This window comes from Kurthia sp. YJT4, assembly GCF_030219945.1.
Lineage (GTDB): Bacteria > Bacillota > Bacilli > Bacillales_A > Planococcaceae > Kurthia > Kurthia gibsonii.
In genome coordinates this window covers 1,005,397-1,026,130 of record NZ_CP126689.1, presented here as the reverse complement: position 1 = coordinate 1,026,130, position 20,734 = coordinate 1,005,397, and the positions used below count along the sequence as shown (strand labels likewise).

Below are 20,734 nucleotides of genomic sequence, written 5' to 3'. Positions count from 1 at the left end.
TTTCTACAGTTACTTCCTTTATTGTACGCCTATTTTAGCGTTTTAAAAAGGAAAAAATCGACTATTCCTCTCCTGTCGCAATTGGATAATGCATCACCCAATCACTATAACTTCCTGTATAAAGTTGAACATGTTCGTATCCTAATTCTTTTAATACCGCGTAAAGCGGCGACGCAGATACACCACTACCACAATACACAATAATGTTTTCATCTTTGGAAGCAACTTTTTTTATTTCGTCATTTATAAATAACGTATTCCCCTTTTTTAGCTGTTCCCAATCAAAATTTCGTGCAGTTGGAATGTGTCCTGCAATAGGGTCAAGTGGTTCGATTTCACCAATATAGCGACGATGAGCACGTGCATCAATTAATACTTTATCGTGCTTACCTTCTGTTACTTCTTTAACATAGGCACGATCTACATAAATTTGATCTTGCCAATCAATATTCAAATTAGAACGCACTGGATTCGGTTCAACGGTTGTTGTCTCAAAACCTACTTGCTTTAAGCCTTCTAGACCATCTGCAATGACGCGCGCATTTGTAAAACCACCATATTGTAATAACCAATACGCTCTCGTAGCAAACGGTTCACCGCCACCATCATAGATGTAGACAGGTGTTTCATATGTGATACCAGTTCGTTCAAATAGGTCGTGTAATTGTTCTTTAGTTGGCATCGGATGACGTCCGCTTTTTTCTTTTGTCATGTCGGATAAATCTTTCGTTAAATCCCAGTGTATTGCACCAACAATGTGCGCTATATCATATTGTGCGCGACCATATGCGCTATCTGCTAAGTCATAGCGTACGTCAATCCATACAGCTTGTTCATTTGTTGGTATATCCTTTGCTTGAATAAATACGTGTCCCATACAGAGTCCCCCTTAAAATGGTGTATAAAAATTAATCGTGTAGTACGGAACATTTTCAGCATCAAATGCAACACCCACACCTGCATGTGTCAAATCTTTGTTTAAGATATTTTTACGATGCCCTAAACTATTCATCAAACCTTCATGAGCAAAAATACTACTGTACTGCCCATAAGCTAAATTCTCTGCATAGAAATGCTCGTTCAAATAACCCGCATTTTTCATACGTGATTCAGGTGTGCTTCCATTACTTCCTGTGTGTGAAAAATAGTTTTGGTCAATCATATCTTGACTATGTGCGCGTGCTTGAGCTGTTAATCCCTTGTCATAAATAAGTGGCTTTAATCCATGTTCTACACGTGCTTGGTTCATCAGTTCAATCATCAACTGTTCAAACCCCGTACGTAAAGCATTCGATGAAGGACCATAGAATCCTTCTTTTTTCTGTTCCACATTATATGGAATATATTGAATGGCGCGTAAGCGATTTGCGTTATGAACATCAAAGAAAAACGTCACATAGTATCCATCTATTTCATACAATAACATCTCTTTTTTATTATCATCATTCATTTTAAAGATCTTATTACCTTTACGAATTTCTTCTAAAGGTGCACCGTACTGTTTTTGCACTTCTCCATATGTCGTCTCGCCAATCGTTGTGTTAAACAAGGTACGCCCTTTCCCTGCAATATAACCACCCTTTCCATTCGACGATTCAAGTGTGAATTGCTCATAGCCATTATGCGTCATTTGCCATTGTTCACCGTATTCATTGGTAAATGTTCCTTTTTGTTTACCTGTTGTATCCTTCAACACAATATCTTTCGCTTTTTCCTCTTTTTTATCTGAGAAAGTATCAATAGATTGATCTACTGTTTCTTTTACTTCTGAAAACATTCTCGACAATTCAGGTCGATCAAGCGCATATTGAATGGCTTGATAGGAACCTAAAATTAAGACAAAAAAGAGAACCCATGCGAATAATTTTCTCATTTGATCACCTCAATCTATTATCATTAGACGAAATTGTGGAATCAATGGATGCTTTATAGTCGCATGCGTTCTTCTTTTATTTATACTGTTGCTTCTACAAGCTCTTCAAAGATTGATTTCCATTCCGCTAGTTTACTATCTTCTTGAAGCAGCGAACGTTCTGTATCAAGCTGTTCAAGTGCTTGATTTTCAATATGTTGTTTCAATTGCTCCGCAATTGCTTGAATTTGTTCTTCTGCCCAAGTAGTCATACGTGCAGACTGCTCATCTAAATAAGCTTGTGCATCTGGTTTTGACATTTCTTCAAGTGCATCACGTAATAAAATACGATCATTATTCTCAAAGAAGGCTTTTTGATTTTTATAATATTTATTGACCGCTTTATATTTGAATGGGTCTTTAAATGGACCTGTATAATCTAAAATTGCAGGATCTTCCACTTCGAATGGTGTAAAGCTGAAGCTTTCGTTGACATCACGTAAACGACGAACATCTGCTGTATAACGTTCTGAAATTTTTGTCACAATCATTTTTGAAATTCGGAAGTTTGTTACACGCATCTCTTGTTCAAAGTCGAATCCTAGGCTTTGCATTAATTCAGTGAGTGCAAACTCAAGTGCATCTGATGTTGATTTTGTATTAAATACCGTTGGGTTATACGATTCTTTAAAGAAATCTGTATAACGGAAATATACACGTTGTAATACATAGTATAGTAACTCTTTTTGCTCTTGTGCCACATCACGTTCAATTACAGCAGCTGCCGTTTTTTCCATAGACGAGCGAACAAATTGTTCAATTTGGTCTAATTCTTTTAGACGCTCATCTTTACGTGATAAGTTTTCCTCTGTTTGACGAATCAGTGATGATAAACGCTCTGTCGTCTTATCTGTTTCCTCTACTAAAGCTTGAACTGCAAGAGCCATTAATTCTTCTGATAAGAAGTGATGGAAACTTTCCTCAAAAGCAGGCATACCAGAAGCAAGTTCTGTCTGTTCCACTTTTTCTTGTAAAGCAAGTAGACTACTCACACCAAATAGACGTGGTTTACGGATACCAAAACGTAATAATTCGTTGCGTACATACGCTTTTACATCTTCTGCTTCTTCTTCATCTGCTGCTAAATCAATCGCATTTACGACGAAGAACATCTTATCTAGTTCGAAGGCATCTTTTACACGACCTAATTGAATTAAGAATTCACGGTCTGCTTTTGCAAAAGCATGGTTATAGTACGTAATGAATAGAATCGCATCTGCATTACGAATGTATTCAAATGCAACACCTGTATGACGCGCGTTAATTGAGTCTGCTCCTGGTGTATCAACTAATGTAACGCCTAGACGTGTTAATTCACAGTCGAAGTAGAAATCAATTGAATCTACGAAACAACTACGGTTTTCTTGTGCAACGAAGCGTTCAAATTCTTCACGCTCTGTACGAATCGTTGTGCCTAATGCATCTTTAAATTCTTCATAACTTTGTGCAAATGCACGTACAAATGATTTATGAACATGCAAACGCTCATCTGTTAATTCCACATCAAGCGCTTTTTGTGCTTTTGCATAGGCATCATCTAAAGATGTAACATGAACACCAATTGCACCGTAAGAAGCGACAATATCTTCAGTCATTTGTTCGACTGTTTTTAATTTTACATCTGCTGTTTCATGTGGGTGGTCTGGTGATACTGGACGAATCTTATTAATCGCTGCTGTTGTTGGGTTCGGTGATACAGGTAACACTTTTTGACCCATTAAAGCATTTGAGAAAGAAGATTTCCCTGCACTAAATGCACCAAATAAAGCAATCGTAAAGTCTTTTTCTTCTAAACGCGCGACTTTATTTTTCAAGTAGTTTGATACTTCTTGGAAACCAGCAATCGGTTCTACTGCATGTGCTGTTTTTAATGCTTTTTGAATTGCTTGATCCAATTGAACATTATACGTAGATTGTGATATATCGTCATCCACTTGTTCTTCTTCTTGTTTTTCTTCCACAGCAATCATAGATGGATCGAATACACGCATATGTTCACGCGCTTCTTTTTCCCCTTTAATCCAGCGCTCCATATAGCCATCTGCTTCTTTATTCAGTGTACGTACATCGACATTTTTCTGAACTTCAAAGTATTTTTGTTGTTCTTCAATATGAAGTACATCATTGATGATTGCTACTTTTTCAGTCATCGCTGCTTTTTTCTTTTTCAGAGGTTCTACTTTTACAAGAGATAATTCTTGAATATACGCCATTTTCTCGCGCTTCCAGTCATCTGTTGCACGTTTGAACCACATACGTGTAGCCGAAACAACACGATTTGCAAAGTTCAATAAGGCATCTCCTGCTACTGCATCAATGCGCATCTCATCTTCAATAACAGAGAATGGGATATCTAATTTGAATTCATCAATTTCAAGTGATAATTCATCTGTTAAAGCACCAACTTCTCTTAAAGAGCTCTTCATTAAGTTCAACATATGACCTGTAATTTGGTTTTGAACAACTGATTTATAGCGATCATATAGATCTTCACGTCTACGAGCGCGCTCTGCTTCCGTCTTTTTCGCCGCAAAGAACATACCTACTTTAAAGTCTTTTTGCATACATTCCGCATAGCTTGCTAAACGATCACGTAATTCAAATGGCATTAAGACAGCGTTTTCAAGTAATTCATCACGTTGATTATTGAAAGACATTTCCCATTTCTCAACTGAATATAACTCAAGTTGACGTTCTACAGATTGGTACTCATCTAAAATATCTAACTTACGTGCCCAATCATTTTGAGATAGTAAATCTTCATTGCTTTCCATAATACTTTGTTTATTTTGTTCTAAGAATTGTCCATGTTCATCATGCATTTGTGCTAATGTATTTTCGGCATTTTCTATTAATTGCTCTTGCCAACCATCCATACTGTTCATAACAATTTCTTTTACATGGTCAAAATCGTTATAAGCTAAATCTTTCGCTTTTAATGATGTAAAGAAAATACCTTTTGGATAAACACCCCAGTTTGCAAATGAATCTGCAACCGATTGTTTGAATTCTTCAAATGATAATTCTTGTTCTTTATGTTTATCTACTTGGTTCACGATTAAATACACATTCGGATTATGCTTCATTAATGTTTTCGTAAATTGGAAGTTCAATTCTGATTGCACATGATTATAATCCATCACGTAAAAAACAATATCCGCTAAGTGAAGTGCTGATTCTGTTGACATACGGTGTGCATCATCTGTTGAATCGACTCCAGGTGTATCCATCACTGTAACACCCATCGGTAATACAGACTGGCTATGTCCAATCTCGATTTGTGATACTAACGCACCATTCTTTGCAAATTCTTTTACAGTTTTAATATCATAATCTGAGTTAAAGCGAACAGGATCTTCTCCTACTAAATAAGCAATTGCATAATCTTCTTCTGACTTATGCACTTTAACTACATTAGCACTTGTCGGAATTGGGCTAGACGGTAGTAGTTGGTCACCTGTAAGCGCATTAATCATACTCGACTTACCAGCAGAAAAATGACCTGCAAAACCAATTGCATATTCTTTCTTAATTAACTTCTCAGCAAAAAGTTGTGTTTTTGCTAGTCGTTCATGGTCTTCGTTTTTTTTATAGACCATGTACTGTAACGCAGTTTTCTTCAATAATAATTGGATTTTTTCTTCAAAAACAGTCATGAAAGGCTCGATCTCCTTTTTCTATATGTAGTTACTCATCCCATTCTATCATGTGTCTGTAAAAGGAAAAACAAAAATTGCTCCAAATCAGAAGATTTTAGTTATTTATTTTTACGTTTCTTCTATGTTATTTTTTTACGTGAAAAAATTAAATTTATTTAAAAATATAAAAACCGAATAACTCTAAGTGAGCTATTCGGCAACAAAAGTATCATTTTATTTATTTCAAATGTGCGGTTGTTTCTGATAAAACGTATTTAACTGTGACACCACAAGCGACGATTGTCATTCCAACAAGTGCGAAAAGCATGATGACCGCTCCCTTTTTGATAATATAATTTTTTATTTTTAAATTCTAATTGTCATTGATTATCATTATCATAACGAGTTTTTTTTATTTTGTCAATCTAATTGAAATAGTTTCTCAATTAATTCTCTTATTGTATTCTTTAAACTAACGGTGTATCATAGATTAAAAGTCATGAAGAAAGGGGAGTATGTATGAGTATTTCGGCTCAATACCAAGTACTATTTAACGGCATCATTCACGCTTTCAAAGAAATTTCACCAAAGCAAGTTACAATTCAGTCTCCCTCTTCATTTACTGCACCTAATATGCATCTAGAATATAGTGTTTTGATCAATGTAATTGGTGATGTAAAAGCACGTATGATTATTGACAGCAATCACAATTCATTTCAAAAACTATGTGAGTCATTATATGGGTTTCAGATTGATGGCGAACTTTTAGAATCGTTCGTTGGAGAATTTGGAAATATGGTTGCTGGTAAATTATGTATTTATAGTGCTGAACATAATATTCAGTTAGACATTACTACCCCAACTGTCATGGTAAGTGAGACACATTTACCAATATCTACACAAACATTCACTTTGCCAATCTCAATGGAAGAGATTGGTCATGTAACAATGCTTTTATCTATTGAAGCTTCTTAAGTCTACATACATGAGAGCAATGAAATTTCATTTCCTTAAAAGGGCTTGTACATATTTTGTACAAGTCCTTTTGTCTTATTTTGTAGGTCTATTCTTTTATTTCGATAAACGAATTAACATTTTAATATTAATTATAATAAATATCTCTATTTTTTACATACTGAATTATTACGTTTTTCAAAACAATTTCACATTTACTTCACATTCTCTTATTTTGATGTGATAAAAATCACATCTATATTATGTCGTTTTGACTAAACTATGGATAAGCATACATAGAAAGGAGATTTTTATGCATAAAGAAAAAAACACATCCGATTCAAAATTAAAAGGAACTTTTTATCTCTCTATGACAGTCGGTATCATCATAATCATCATTTGGTTTGTATGCTTCGCTATTTTTATGAATCGTTTCTAACTAGAGGAGGTTTACACCCATGCATTTGCATAAGTATGAAAAATATTGGCTCGTGTTTGGTATTGGCTCATTAATTGTTTTTCTATTAATTACTGGTCTAATGGCATTAAATAATAGTCATGAAACACCTAATTCACAAAAAACAATTAATCCTGAAAAAGTGAGTGAAATCGCACCATTTAATAAGCCAGGTGTCCATAAAGTAGCAGGAAAGGATTGGGATTATGAAGTAGTGGTGGTAGCATCTGCCTTTTTATATGAACCATCGGAAATCAAAATTCCTGTGAATTCTAAAGTGAAGTTTATTGCGACCTCTAAAGATGTTGTGCATGGATTTGAAATTGCTAAAACAAATATTAATATGATGTTAGAGCCCGGACATATTTCTGAATATACAACTACCGTCAATAAAAAGGGCGAATTTTTAGTTGTTTGTAATGAATACTGTGGAATGGGACATGCTGAAATGCACGCAACATTAAAGGTGGTGGATTCCAAATGAAATCTTTAAAAATCGATTTACGCGATCGTAAGCTAGCACTCGCCTACCTTCTTTTCGCTTTTACTGCTTTATTAATTGGTGGGATTGCCGGTTTAATACAAGTATTCGTGAGAAGTGGCGCACTCGAACTTCCCTACTCTATTGGCTATTATCAAGTATTAACTGTACATGGCGTTCTTCTAGCACTTGTCTTTACAACCTTCTTCATTTTTGGTTTTCAAACAGCCGCTATGAGTCGTGTAACAGGAACATTTTCTTTTAAAGAAAGATGTTTAGGCTGGATTGGTTTCGGGGTAATGTCTACTGGGACAGTTATGGCTGCTACAATGGTTTTATTAAATGAGGCATCTGTACTTTATACATTTTATGCGCCACTACAAGCACATTGGATTTTTTATGCTGGACTTTCACTTGTCATGATTGGCTCTTGGATTACAGCATTTGCACAAGCCCGTCGTTACATACAATGGAAAAAAGAAAATCCAAAACAGATTACACCGCTACTCAGCTTTATGGTCGTATGTAACAATTTAATGTGGTTTATTGCTACAATTGGTGTCACAACTGAATTATTGGTTCAATTACTTCCATGGTCACTTGGTTGGGTGGAACGTGTAGATGTGTTATTATCACGTACACTTTTCTGGTCATTTGGTCATGCACTTGTATATTTTTGGCTCTTACCTGCCTACATGGTTTGGTATATCGCCGTGCCAAAAATCATCGGTGGAAAGATTTTTTCGGATGCACTTGCCAGACTTTCGTTCATCTTATTCGTATTGTTTTCTGTACCGGTTGGCTTACACCATCAATTAACTGAACCTGGTATCGGTGGTTCATGGAAGTTTTTACAAGTTATTTTAACGATGATGGTTGTCATTCCCTCTTTACTTACTGCTTTTTCACTATTCGCTACATTTGAACTGCGTGGTCGTGAGTTAGGGAGTAAAGGACTCTTTGGATGGTTAAAAAAGTTACCTTGGTCGGACGCTCGTTTCTTAGCACCTTTTATCGGTATGCTTGCCTTTATTCCGGGCGGTGCTGGAGGAATTGTTAATGCATCTTATCAAATGAACCAATTAATTCATAATACCATTTGGGTGACAGGGCATTTTCATTTAACAATTGCTACAACGGTCACACTGACATTCTTTGGTGCCTCTTATTTCTTAATTCCACATTTAACAGGTCGACAATTAACAAAAAAAATAAACCGACTTGGTCTAATCCAAACGGTTTTATGGGCAATTGGTATGTTGATTATGTCAGGTTCGATGCATATTGTTGGTTTGCTTGGCGCACCAAGACGCTCTGCATTCTCAGAATATGGAGGTGCTGAAATTGCACAAACATGGATTGGCTACCAAATCGCACAAGCTGTTGGTGGAACTATTCTATTTATTGCCATTTTATTATTTATGTATATACTTGTTCAAATGCTTTTCTTTGCACCGAAAGGTTTTGAGCCATTCCCAGTAGCAGAAGTTGCTGATCATGCACAAAAAACACCGGCTATTTTAGAGAACTTTAAACTATGGATTATCATTTTAATTGCGCTATTATTAATTGCTTATTCATACCCAATTTACGATATTATTTCAAATGCACCACTTGGTTCAAAGGGATATAAATTGTGGTAATTTTCTAGCTCGTTCGAATGATATTCTAATATAAGTTTGATTTTTTCATGATTTACCTTTAGACTTATGTTACGATTTAGTGAATATAAAAGCGCGAATTTGTTGTATTTCCGCTGTTTTTATGACAAAAAATGCTAATTCAAATAGGTATAATATCTATTTTTTGGTAATTTTTTAGTAAAATTTTAAAGAGATAATTCACTAAATATTAACGTTATTTGTATAATGGCAGTTCTCTATTGATTGCATTGCTTTTTTCTAGTATGTACTTATAGGCACAGATTCTTCATCAGAAAACGCACAGCAAACTCATACATAGCATGTATTTCACAGGGAACTCAAAATATAGATAACTTATTTATTTTGTCGTCATCTTTTGTCATGTGAGAAACTTTTCGAAATAGCCCAGCCAAACGAGTCCATTATTTTTTTGGACAATGTGAAGTTGAAATACTTTGCACCTCAAAATATCATCTTTTGAGAATCACCATCAGAGTATTAACCAATTTTTTTAAAAGGGGAGATTTACATGCAAACAACGATCCATGAATATAAGAAGATGAATAATAGCTCTCTTTATGTAAGCGATTATTATCAAGAACTCTTTTATATGAATATTGTTGAGGTTCCATTATTAGAAGAAATTTTAAAAAAGAAGACCGAAACAAGTGCATACTACCCTACCTTATATAGAGATATCTGGTTTATGATTGAACAGCCTTACGAAGTCGTTCAGTTTAGCGAGAAGGTAGATTTTTCAAATGAAGTACTTGCAGAAATTTTAAAAGCTATTTACGAACATCCAACTTTCCACATTATTCACGATATCAATCGTGTTGAGAAGGGCAGCTCTTTTATGAACGCTCTTTTATTAACAGAAATGGTATCCGTTATGATTGATGGCGATTTAGAAATTCTATTTGACGCAAAAAATAATCGTGAAACAATCGATTTGGCTACATTTATTGACGACCATTTAGAAGTGGGGAATTGCCTAGAATGTGCTGCACAATCGATTTTACATTCTTCTAAAGAACTACCAATTTATTTTGATATGAATATTTTCGTAGAATTACCAATTACAGAAAAGACACAATACTCACTTGAAGTTTTCCAAGAAACAAATTTATTGGAAGATCTTAATTCGTATAAAGAAGTCTATATGTAACTTAGTTATTCTACTTTGTTTGAGCGCACTTTATAGCGCTCTTTTTTTATACTTTTTTACAATGTAATGTAATTCTACAAACTGACCATATGTTTTTGTTTGCTGCAATGTTAATTCTACGGGTGAGAAACCTGGTTTAAAAAGAGGAATTCCTTCTCCTAATAAAATTGGCGCCATTGTAACAATAACCTCATCGATTAAGTGTTGCTCTAAAAAAGAATAGATGAGTTCTCCCCCACCGACAACCCAAATATCTTGACCTGGCTGTTGTCGTAATGTATGAATAAGTGATGCTACAGGCTCTTTTGTAAAGTGAATATCTTGCATATCTTGAAGCTGTTGATGCGTATAAACATAACACTGTTTTTCGGCATAAGGCCATTCAGATAATCGTTGACTGATTAACCAGTCAAATGTCTTTTTGCCTAAAATAACGGTATCGACTGTTTCATAAAATTGTGAGTACCCATTATCTCCTTTGCCTTCCACCTGTTCTAGCCAATCAAGTGACTCTTCTTTTGTTGCGATATAGCCATCTAAACTTGACGCAATAAAAAGACGTACTTTTCGATTTCCCATACCCATCACTCTTTTCTTAACTACTTGGGTTTTCTATTATAAAGTAATAAAACCTTAAAAAGCAAACAGAAATCACACAAATTTAAAAATAAATATTTTTCACTTTTAAAATGCATATTCATTCACACATGTTGTCACATAGAAAAAGGCTTTGACAAGTTAGTACATGTCAAAGCCTTTTTTCTATTTTTCAAAAGTCGGTTTTACTGCAAAAATCGGTTCAATCTCAGGTAGGTTTTTCAATTCCTCTTCATTCATTAAAATATGAATTGTACCATGATCATTTGTTGTACGAATTAAACGGCCCATACCTTGTTGTAAGCGAAGAAGCATGAATGGTAACTCCACTTCAACATATGGATCATCTGCGAATGAACGCTTCGCATCAAATAATGGATCACTTGGTGGGAATGGTAAGTCCACAATTATCACACGTGTTAATGCTTCTTCTGGTAAGTCGAGTCCCTCCCATAAATGGTATGAACTTAGCGTGTGTAATTTACCTGCTTGGAAATCACGTACTAATGAAGATAGCTCGCGATCACCTTCAAAACCAATTGTTGCTTTTTGTTCATCTGTTAAAACATCTTTAAATGCTTGCATCGCTTGTTTTGATTTGAATAATAATAAAGTTTGCTCTGTTGATTCTTCTAATAAAGAGGCAACGCGCGTCGCTTTTTCAGCTTGTTCAAGTTCATGAACATGAATCTTCATTACTTCTTCATAATCAAATGGTGATTCTACAGAGAATGAGTTGTATTTTTTAATTCCTAAGCTATACGCAATATAACTAAAGTCTTTATTAATGGATAGAGTAGCTGAAGAAAAGACATATGGAATTTTTTTAGAGAATAGTTTTTTCTCTAATACTTCTGTAATTAAATGTGGCATGATGACTAATGTTTCTTCGCCATCCGTTTCTTCTAACCAGTCAATCGCATTACTTTGCGACACAAAGATGCGCATTGCTGCTTCGTATTGGTCTAAGAACTCTTCTGCCATGCGTAGCTCATATTCCGGAATAACATACATTTCTGATTCAAAGACGAATTCTTCCATTAACTCGCCAATTGTTTCAATCACTTTTTGACCTAATTTCATTAGCGTTGGACTTTTTTGAATTCGTTTACGCTCATCATCCGTATCAATCACATCATCACGTAATTGGTCAAAGAATAGTTCATGACCATCTTGTAATTTTTCCATCAGTAATAATGTTTTTTCACGTAGTCCATCAACCATTAAACGATCTAATAATTTCACGATTGTGTAATCTTGAATTTTGTTCGTCATTGCCTTTTGCGCGGCATATTCAAGAAGATGTCCTTCATCTAATACAATCATCGATACTTCTGGTAGTAACGGTAATTGCCCTTCACGTTCACGCGACTCTTTCGTTGCCGTATGTTCCATTAAGAAATCTTGTGAGCAAATAATTAAATCCGTCGCTTCACGGTAATGTGCACGATGTAATGTTTGACCACAACGATTACGGACATCACAAACCTGACATTGTTGGATATAGTTATAATTCACATGCTGCCATTCTTCATCTGAAATATTCGGGTAATCACTGCGTGCGCCATAAAGTCCTAATCCACCAGCACCATACACGCCTTCTGGAATCGACACAGCAATCTCATCTAGATATTCCCCGTCCATGAATTGCTCTGCTTCTTCATAACGTTTTAGACATAAATATTGGTCACGCGATTTTGCCAAGCGTACATCAATATTTAAATCTAATAATTTTTGCAGTTTATAAATATCTCCGCCTTCTTTAACCAATTGGTCAATTAGCGTCTCATCTGCGCATGCAATTAATGCAGGTTTACCTGTATAACGAGCATACGTAATAGCTGGTAATAAGTACGCAATGGTTTTCCCTGTACCTACACCTGCTTCCGCGAATAAAATAGACTTTTCACGTAATACTTTTTCTATTTGATAAGCCATAAAAATCTGCTCATCACGACATTCCAATCCTTTTTCCGGAAGTTCATCGTATAATACGTCACCCATCCAGTCGCCTAAAGAATCAAAGAATGATTGTTCTTTTGATAATTCAAATGGTAGTGATTGTCGCATACTATCTACCCCTCTCATCTACTATGTTTCAACACAAAGGGAGGCTGTCTAAATAGACAACCTCTCTTGTTTTTATTTCTTCTGTGATTTGCGTCCCCAGAATTGATAATAATCTGTTCGAATGAAACCATTGAACAATTTACGTTTTTTTGTTGCACGTCGACCATATAGCTCTTCAAAATTCTCCATCGAAGATAGCATATAAACAGACCATGTGGGATAAGCTTTCATCATATGACCAATATCACTAATCATTTGTTCGATTGCTTCCACTTCACCAATACGTTCACCATAAGGTGGATTTCCAATCATAACTCCATCTTCAGCGTATGTTGTAAAGTCTAACACTTGCATTTGTTTAAAGTCAATCAATTCTCCAAAACCTGCTTCAAGTGCATTACGTTTTGCAATTTCAACCATGCGGTGATCAATATCTGAACCTGAAATTTGAAGTGGTTGGTCGTAATTTGCAGCTTGGTCTGCCTCATCACGTACTTCATCCCAAATCTCTTGTTTCATAAATGGCCATTCTTCGCTAATAAATTCACGATTATAACCTGGTGCAATGTTTTGTCCAATCATCGCTGCTTCCAGTGCAATAGTACCTGAACCGCAGAAAGGATCTACAAACGGACGATTTGGTGTCCATTTTGAAATATATACAAGTGCTGCAGCCAATGTTTCTTTTAGTGGTGCTTCACCTTGTTCTGTTCTGTACCCACGTTTATGAAGCCCAGCACCTGATGTATCAATTGTTAGTGTCGCCACATCTTTTAAGATTGATACTTCAATTTTGAATTTCGGTCCTGTTTCTTCTAGCATACCTAAACGGCCATGTACTTTTTTCATGCGCTCAACAATTGCTTTTTTCGTAATTGATTGGCAATCTGGCACACTATATAATTTTGATTTTACAGACTTACCTGTTACAGGGAACTCTGCATCAACTGGCATAATTTTTTCCCAAGGTAATGCTTTAACACCTTCAAATAATTGATCAAATGTTCTTGCTGGGAAAGAACCTACAACGATTTTTACACGATCTGCTACGCGTAACCACAAATTAGTACGTGCAATATCACGCTCTTCTCCTTCAAAGTACACTTTTCCGTTTTCTGTACGTGTTTCATATCCTAAGGCTTTTAGTTCATCTGCTACAATGGCTTCAAGTCCCATAGCTGCTGTAGCTACTAAATTAAATTTTGTCATGCTTATTTCCCTTCTATCTCCAATTTCCAAAATTCTACGTAATCAATCGCCTCTTCTAATGGCAACGGTTTAGAATAATAATATCCTTGAATCATATCACAGCCCATATTTCTTAGCAATTCCACTTGTTCTTTTTGTTCCACACCTTCTGCAATGACTTTCATATGCAAACGATGTGCCATTTGAATAATGGCATCAACAACTGCCTGCTTCTCATTAACAGAACCAATTAATTGAATAAAGCTACGATCAATTTTCAAATGGTTTAATGGGAACTGTACTAAATATGACAATGATGAATACCCTGTGCCGAAGTCATCAATCGACAATTTAAAACCTAATTGCTTCAACTGAATTAGTCGACGAATCGTTTCTTTTTCATTATTCATCACCGTTCTTTCCGTTAATTCAATTTCAAAATTTCTTGGAGAGCAATTATTGCGTTGTAAAATTTCTTGAATCGATTCAATAAAGTTTGGTTGATGGAAGTGAATACTTGAAATATTAATAGCGATTGGAATATGACCGTAACCTGCACGTTCTAAGGTTAACCAATCTAGGCACGCTTTTTCAATGATGACCTCACTTAAAGGAATAATAAGTCCCACTTCTTCTGCATACGGAATAAAATCATTTGGCGGTACAAAGCCAAGGGTCTCGTTATACCAGCGAACCAATGCTTCAAAACCAATGATTGTATTTGTCGTTAAATCAATTTTCGGTTGATAATGTAAAACAAACTCTTTATTTTTAATTGCTCTACGTAATTCATGATCAATTAATAAACCGCGATTCGTTCCAATATTCAGTTCGTCAAAATAAAAAGCAAATTGATTACGCCCATTCTTCTTCGCATATTCCATTGCCTTCACTGCTTTGTTAATCAGAATTTCAGTATTATGTCCATCTTCTGGATACAAACTAATCCCGATTGTGGCCGTTGTGTAGAGTATATGTTCATCAATTAAAAACGGTTCTTCAAATGTTTCAATAATCTTACTTGCTAGTTGAACTGCTTCTTTCGGATGGTGAATGTGTGCCAAAGTAATAACAAATTCATCACCGCCATAACGCGCTAGCATATCCTTATTGCGAATAAACGGCGTCAACCTCTGTACAACTTCCGTTAATAATTTATCACCAATCGAATGACCTAACTCATTAATATGACTAAAACGGTCCATGTCTAAAAATAGCAATGCATGTTCAAAATTTTTCTTCTCAGAAGCTTCTAAAAGCACATTCATGCGGTTCATAAATGAATAGCTATTTTCAGAACCCGTTAATGTATCTGTATTCATTTGAATTTGAATTTCACGCTCTGCAATTTTCTTTTCCGAAAGGTCTTCAAAAATACCACAATAATGTGTTGTATCCCCATCATCATTTTTAATTGCAATAATTGTCAACCATTCGGGATAGACATCACCTGTTTTGCGACGATTCCAAATTTCTCCTGACCATTTACCTGTTGCATAAATCTCTTTCCACATCTTATCGTAAAAACTTTTTGCATGTATTCCCGACTGCAGCAAGTGCGGTTTGCTCCCTAATGCTTCCCCTGCACTATAGCCTGTTACAAATTCAAAAGCTGGATTAATGGCAAGTATCACTTTATCTGCATCGGTAATCATGACACCTTCTGATAAATGGTCAAATAATGCCCACATTGTTTCAGGGCAGATTGGGCTATTCCCATCTAATTTTTCGCTATATAAACAGTCTTTTTTTTTCATCCTGATCCCCGCATCCATATATGAAATCTATCTATGTATTTTAGTAAGAAAGGCTCTCCAACTATAAAATCGGAGAGCCTGACTAATCATGTTATAAGAACATCATAAGGAACTGTAAGCCATGTTTTGTGCCCTTCGTACTCAAACAGCTAAAAGCCTCGTACTACTCGGGTAGTAATCATCTATCTATAGATATGCAAGCATACCTATCTCTCCATCCATTCATTTCTTTCAGGAGAACGCCCCTACCATAATTTGGGTTGCTCACTCGTGGGGTTTACCTCGTTCCACTCGTAAAGTTTCCTATACGACTTCGTCACTGTGGCACTTTCAGAAAGTTTCAACCATATCCGAAAACTTAGGTTTTCCTTTCGCCGTTAGCATTGCTGCTACCTCCGCTTATGATTTCGCGAAGCACGAACACTACGTTCATCTCAGAATCGTGTGAGCATGGACTTTCCTCAACAACGTCAAAGCGTTGCAGCGATTACTCATTCGCTTATTGATGCTATTTACATTATATGCGCAAAAACAGCATAATTCAATATTTAAACTATGTTTTTAAGGAAATCACGCATTAATCATATAATTTATCCCCGAATACATGTTTTTCAAGATTCGCAATGCGCTTTAAGATATCATAATTTGTTGCGCCCATACCAGATGGTGCAACTGTTGTAGGTGAATTTCTTCTTGTACTTTCGGCTTGTTCAAGCTCTTGTTTTAATAAATTAATTTCTTCTTGTTTTTTCAATAATACTTTTTCAAAGTTTTCATAGTCCATAATGATTTCATCTAAAAATTGATCGACCTCATCTTGACTATATCCTCGAATACCTGTTTTAAAATCTTTATCTAAAATCTTTTTAGCTGATAATTTAATGTCCATCATCATAATCCTTTCAACTTGTAATAAGTAATTCCATTATAGCATATACTTCTTTGAAGTCATGGATAAATAAGGGGGTTTCTCTATTTCATACCTTGTTTTTTTCGAATACGCAAAAATCGCTTTTCAATCGCTTCTTTTTTTCGTTGTTGCACATCTTTTTTAAATAATAAAGACTGTCTTACTCGAAATAATGCGTTGAGCGTATGTTTTTCGGCTTCTTCTAAATCATGTAGTTGGTGTTCATATAATTTTGCGAGTCCAAGGGACGCTTCAATCCACTGACGCTCTTCTAAATATGGCAAAGCTTTTTCATAACTTTCAGCCGCTTCGGCGTATTTTTTTTGCTTTTTTTGCTGAATGGCTAATAAATAGTACGCTTCTGCCGCTTCATTTGTTGCATAATTTTCTGTAACATTTTCCAATAAGCTCTGACTTGAATCAAGTTGTTTTAAGTCATAATACCATTTTCCAATATTCGTATGCACAATTGCGTGCTCTTGATTTGCTTCTGAGAATACGAGTTCTGTCGCTTGAATAAATAGTGTAATTAATGATAGTAAATCGTATTCGTTATGACGTAACACTTGAAAAAGCATGTCATGGTCACCACTTCGAACTGCATCTAAATAGACCATTGGCGCTAAATGACCTGGTAAATCGTCAATGCGCTGAAAACCAAGTTTTTGTTGTTCAACCGTTGTCAATTTCATTCGACTTAAATCGTTTTTCCAAATACGTTTTGAACTGTGAAACAAATCAATTTGCTGATGCTCACGTAATGGTGGCAAATGTTCTCGATTTAATGTCCAACGCGTTTGTAATTGTGGCCAGTCGAAACTCTTTCCATTATATGTCACAATCGTTTGATTTGCTTGCCAAAACTTCGATTCGAATAAAAAAGCCACTTCATTTGCTGGGTCTGCAAGTATATATTGTTTCAGCACAAACCCATCAGAAGTTTCTTCAAGTAACCCATTTAAAAAGATATGTGTTCCAACACCTTTCAAACCGGTTGTTTCTGTGTCATAAAATATGATTTTTTCATCTGATGTCATTTTTAAAGGATGTTCTTGTTCATAGACTCCCCACGCTTCAAGTGCTTCATAAAATTGGCCAAGCCGATACTTACCATGCTGGTGATTAAACGCATAATGTGTTTCTCGTAAAAAAACCGTTCCAAAATCATTTTCAATCCGACTTAAACCAGCTTTCTCCCACTTTTCTGTATAAAAAGGCGGAAGAGGTTTTTGATAAGGTGTTTTTTCAGTCTTCGCTGTTTTCGTACCCTTTTTTAACATTTGCTTCATTTGCAAAATCTTCTTCTCGTAAGACATCGTCCATCAATTCCTCTAATAAAAATGATTGTAAAAAATGAAGTACTTGATCTTTTGTATTTCCCGTTTGATCTTGAGCACCAATACATGCTGGACAGCCAATTTGACATGAACATCCCTCGACATGTTCATACACATGTCGTATTAATTGTTCCCATAAATCATAAATACGCTCACTCAGTCCAATACCGCCTGGATAACGATCATAAATGAAGAAAGTTGGTTCACCATTATGAATAGCTTTCACTTGCGGTACAACATGTACGTCCGAACGGTCTGACTGAATATACAGTGGAATAAAGCTGTTCATTGCGTAGGCAACACCTAGCATCGCACTATTTAAATCATCGTCTGTCCAATCATCTGGCTGTTTAAAGTGCAGCCATGTGCCTGATGTATGCAGTTCTTCTGGCGGTAGATGAATTGGACCTGAACCAATATTATCATGTGTATTAAATCGAATTTTCTTAAAGATGGTTGCATTCGCTAATGTCATTAAATCACCAAATGCTACATTTGCTTTTCCTAGCTGACGCACGCGATCTTCTGAAATCACTTTTAATTCTACTGCTAAATTCGCATCTGTAAAATAATTTACATCCACTTCTGTTACATAGGCTTTCTTTTCTTCCCAATCAAGCTTTTCAACTTGATATTGTGTACCTTGGTGTATATAGATGGCTTCTTCATGTAATAATGTCATCGCACTATAGCGGTCCATCTCACCAATTACTGTTGTATTCCCTTTTATCGTTTGATCAATAATCACAACATTTTCTTGTGATGCCGAGCGTAAACTAATATCATGCGCTGGGAATCTGTCTGTCATCCAGTGCCATGTATCGGTTGTCTTTAGTAAAATTTTCTCCTCAGCTAAATATTCCAATAAATCATCTACATCAAATTCTGCATAGTTTTCCCCTTGTTTAAAAGGTAATTCAAATGCCGCACATTTTAAATGATCCATTAAAATCAGCATATTCTCTGGATACACACGCGCTTCTTCTGGTTTATTACCGAGTAAATAATCTGGGTGTTGAATAATATATTGGTCGAGCGCTGTCGACTGTGCCACATAAATAATGAGTGCATCATCTTGCCTACGTCCAGCTCGTCCTGCCTGTTGCCAAGCACTTGCAATATTCCCTGGATACCCGGTCATAATACATGCCTGTAATTGACCAATATCAACACCTAGTTCCAGTGCATTCGTCGAGATAACCGTTTGGATTGTCCCGTCTCGCAGTCCTTTTTCAATCTTCCGTCTCTCAGAAGGTAAGTAGCCACCTCGATAACCCCGCACGGATTCATCTTGAATATTTTGTGCTGTTAATGATTTTAAATACGTTACAAGCATCTCCACACGTACACGACTTTTTGCAAAAATAATTGTTTGAATTTCAGATTCATATAATTTACGTGCTAAATCCTTTACTTCTAAAATCGCACTTCGTCTAACACCGAATGTCTCGTTAACAATTGGTGGGTTATAAAATAGGAATGTTTTCTTTCCAGCTGGTGCACCATTATTCGCAATCAGCTGATGTTTTGTATTCGTGAGATTCTCTGCTAATTCTTTTGGATTTTGAATTGTTGCGGAAGTGCAAATAAAGATTGGGTTACTTCCATAATAATCACAAATTCGCTTTAATCGCCTTAGTACATGCGCAACGTGCGAACCGAATACCCCTTTATACGTGTGTAGTTCATCAATGACAATAAATTGAAGGTTTTCAAAAAGCGAAACCCATTTTGTATGATGCGGTAAAATCCCCGAATGCAACATGTCTGGATTCGTCATGACGATTTGCCCTGCTTTTCTCACCTTTTGACGAATACCTGGTGATGTATCCCCATCATATGTGTAACTCAAAATCTCCTCGTCCATCGCTTCAATCATCGCATTCATTTCAGACTTTTGGTCTTGTGCTAATGCTTTCGTTGGAAACAAGTAAAGCGCGCGTGTTTTTGAGTCTTCCAAGATTCGTTGTAACACAGGTAAATGATAACAAAGCGACTTTCCTGAAGCTGTTGGTGTGACAGCTGTAAAAGACTTTCCTTCCTTTGCATAATCGAAAGCCTCACGTTGATGGGTATAGAGCTGTTCAATCCCTCTTGATTGCAGCGCTTTTTTTATAGATGGATGTAATTGTTTAGGAAATGTCGCATAGCTTGCTGGTCGTTCTGGTAAGACACGCACATGTTGTACACGATTTTGCATCTTCGGATCAGACTGCCATTGTTCAATTAGTTCTTTAACTGTCTTTCTTTCTCGAATCATGTTGCACCTCCTCCAATGTGCGCAAATACGTTTCAAATGTAAATTTCGTCGATTGAATCGATTGAATGAATCTTTTTTTACTCGTTTTCACATAAAAAGATTGAACGACAAATTGTTCCATTGCATCACTCGCATGTTCAACTTGCGACATATGTAAATACTTTGGATGATTTGTTTCTATAAATTGTTTAGATAACTCCTTCCACTTTTTTAGCTTTGCATGAACTTCATCTGCATAAGGCTTTACTTCTGTATAAAAATCAGCATCTTGCTGTTGTTCGCGTATATTCATAAAACGTTCATAGCTTCGATCACACTCTAAATAAAGTGTTGTTGTTAATTCTTTTAGCATTTGTTTTATC

15 protein-coding genes and 1 other RNA gene are annotated in these 20,734 nt (G+C 35.8%); 4 read left to right on the top strand and 12 right to left on the bottom strand.

The genetic code is table 11. The annotated features are described in order from the left end of the window. Positions 1 to 61 precede the first annotated feature (61 nt). The 3 genes from QN089_RS04890 to QN089_RS04880 form a co-directional block, all read right to left on the bottom strand. Positions 62 to 877 (bottom strand): sulfurtransferase, encoded by an 816-nt coding sequence (locus tag QN089_RS04890; protein ID WP_285216077.1) that lies wholly within the window; start codon positions 875 to 877, stop codon positions 62 to 64. A 12-nt stretch (positions 878 to 889) separates the two neighbouring features. After that, a complete protein-coding gene (locus tag QN089_RS04885) occupies positions 890 to 1,873 on the bottom strand; it encodes a CAP domain-containing protein (protein WP_087680068.1) in 984 nt (327 codons plus the stop codon). Between the two features lie 80 nt (positions 1,874 to 1,953). Continuing rightward, on the bottom strand, positions 1,954 to 5,568 hold the full coding sequence (locus QN089_RS04880; protein ID WP_285216076.1) for a dynamin family protein: 3,615 nt from the start codon (positions 5,566 to 5,568) through the stop codon (positions 1,954 to 1,956). A gap of 501 nt (positions 5,569 to 6,069) precedes the next feature. Between QN089_RS04880 and QN089_RS04875 the strand changes: the two genes are divergently transcribed. The 4 genes from QN089_RS04875 to QN089_RS04860 all read left to right on the top strand — a co-directional run bounded on the left by QN089_RS04875 (position 6,070) and on the right by QN089_RS04860 (position 10,253). Further along, positions 6,070 to 6,525 (top strand): chemotaxis protein CheX, encoded by a 456-nt coding sequence (locus tag QN089_RS04875; protein ID WP_068454262.1) that lies wholly within the window; start codon positions 6,070 to 6,072, stop codon positions 6,523 to 6,525. A gap of 437 nt (positions 6,526 to 6,962) precedes the next feature. Continuing rightward, entirely contained in the window at positions 6,963 to 7,445 is a 483-nt protein-coding gene (locus QN089_RS04870) for a cytochrome c oxidase subunit II (RefSeq protein ID WP_285216075.1), read from the top strand. Then, complete coding sequence (locus QN089_RS04865; protein ID WP_285216074.1) at positions 7,442 to 9,085, top strand: b(o/a)3-type cytochrome-c oxidase subunit 1; 1,644 nt, start codon at positions 7,442 to 7,444, stop codon at positions 9,083 to 9,085. The genes QN089_RS04870 and QN089_RS04865 overlap by 4 nt, the downstream gene beginning before the upstream one ends. A gap of 529 nt (positions 9,086 to 9,614) precedes the next feature. After that, positions 9,615 to 10,253, top strand: a complete 639-nt coding sequence (locus QN089_RS04860; RefSeq protein WP_285216073.1) for a hypothetical protein — start codon at positions 9,615 to 9,617, stop codon at positions 10,251 to 10,253. 30 nt (positions 10,254 to 10,283) lie between these two features. Here the strand turns inward: QN089_RS04860 and QN089_RS04855 are convergent, their stop codons facing one another. From QN089_RS04855 to QN089_RS04815, 9 genes are all read right to left on the bottom strand, one after another. Then, positions 10,284 to 10,832, bottom strand: coding sequence for a dihydrofolate reductase family protein (locus QN089_RS04855; RefSeq protein ID WP_285216072.1), 549 nt, complete (start codon positions 10,830 to 10,832; stop codon positions 10,284 to 10,286). A 183-nt stretch (positions 10,833 to 11,015) separates the two neighbouring features. Next, complete coding sequence (locus QN089_RS04850; protein ID WP_068454277.1) at positions 11,016 to 12,920, bottom strand: ATP-dependent DNA helicase; 1,905 nt, start codon at positions 12,918 to 12,920, stop codon at positions 11,016 to 11,018. Between the two features lie 72 nt (positions 12,921 to 12,992). After that, positions 12,993 to 14,129, bottom strand: coding sequence for a THUMP domain-containing class I SAM-dependent RNA methyltransferase (locus QN089_RS04845; RefSeq protein WP_285216071.1), 1,137 nt, complete (start codon positions 14,127 to 14,129; stop codon positions 12,993 to 12,995). A gap of 2 nt (positions 14,130 to 14,131) precedes the next feature. Next, positions 14,132 to 15,865 carry a putative bifunctional diguanylate cyclase/phosphodiesterase gene (locus tag QN089_RS04840; protein WP_285216070.1) on the bottom strand — a complete coding sequence of 578 codons (1,734 nt, stop codon included), beginning with the start codon at positions 15,863 to 15,865 and terminating at the stop codon, positions 14,132 to 14,134. A gap of 110 nt (positions 15,866 to 15,975) precedes the next feature. Next, an RNA gene (rnpB, locus tag QN089_RS04835) (RNase P RNA component class B) lies at positions 15,976 to 16,364 on the bottom strand. Positions 16,365 to 16,442: 78 nt separating this feature from the next. Further along, entirely contained in the window at positions 16,443 to 16,760 is a 318-nt protein-coding gene (gene gpsB / locus QN089_RS04830) for a cell division regulator GpsB (protein WP_068454286.1), read from the bottom strand. Positions 16,761 to 16,837: 77 nt separating this feature from the next. Then, positions 16,838 to 18,064: a ribonuclease H-like domain-containing protein gene (locus QN089_RS04825; protein ID WP_285216067.1), complete on the bottom strand. Its 1,227-nt coding sequence runs from the start codon at positions 18,062 to 18,064 to the stop codon at positions 16,838 to 16,840. Continuing rightward, entirely contained in the window at positions 18,021 to 20,372 is a 2,352-nt protein-coding gene (locus tag QN089_RS04820) for a DEAD/DEAH box helicase (protein WP_285216066.1), read from the bottom strand. The genes QN089_RS04825 and QN089_RS04820 overlap by 44 nt, the downstream gene beginning before the upstream one ends. Next, positions 20,347 to 20,724: a YppE family protein gene (locus QN089_RS04815; RefSeq protein ID WP_068454292.1), complete on the bottom strand. Its 378-nt coding sequence runs from the start codon at positions 20,722 to 20,724 to the stop codon at positions 20,347 to 20,349. Before QN089_RS04815 ends, QN089_RS04820 begins: the two co-directional genes overlap by 26 nt. Positions 20,725 to 20,734 lie beyond the last annotated feature (10 nt).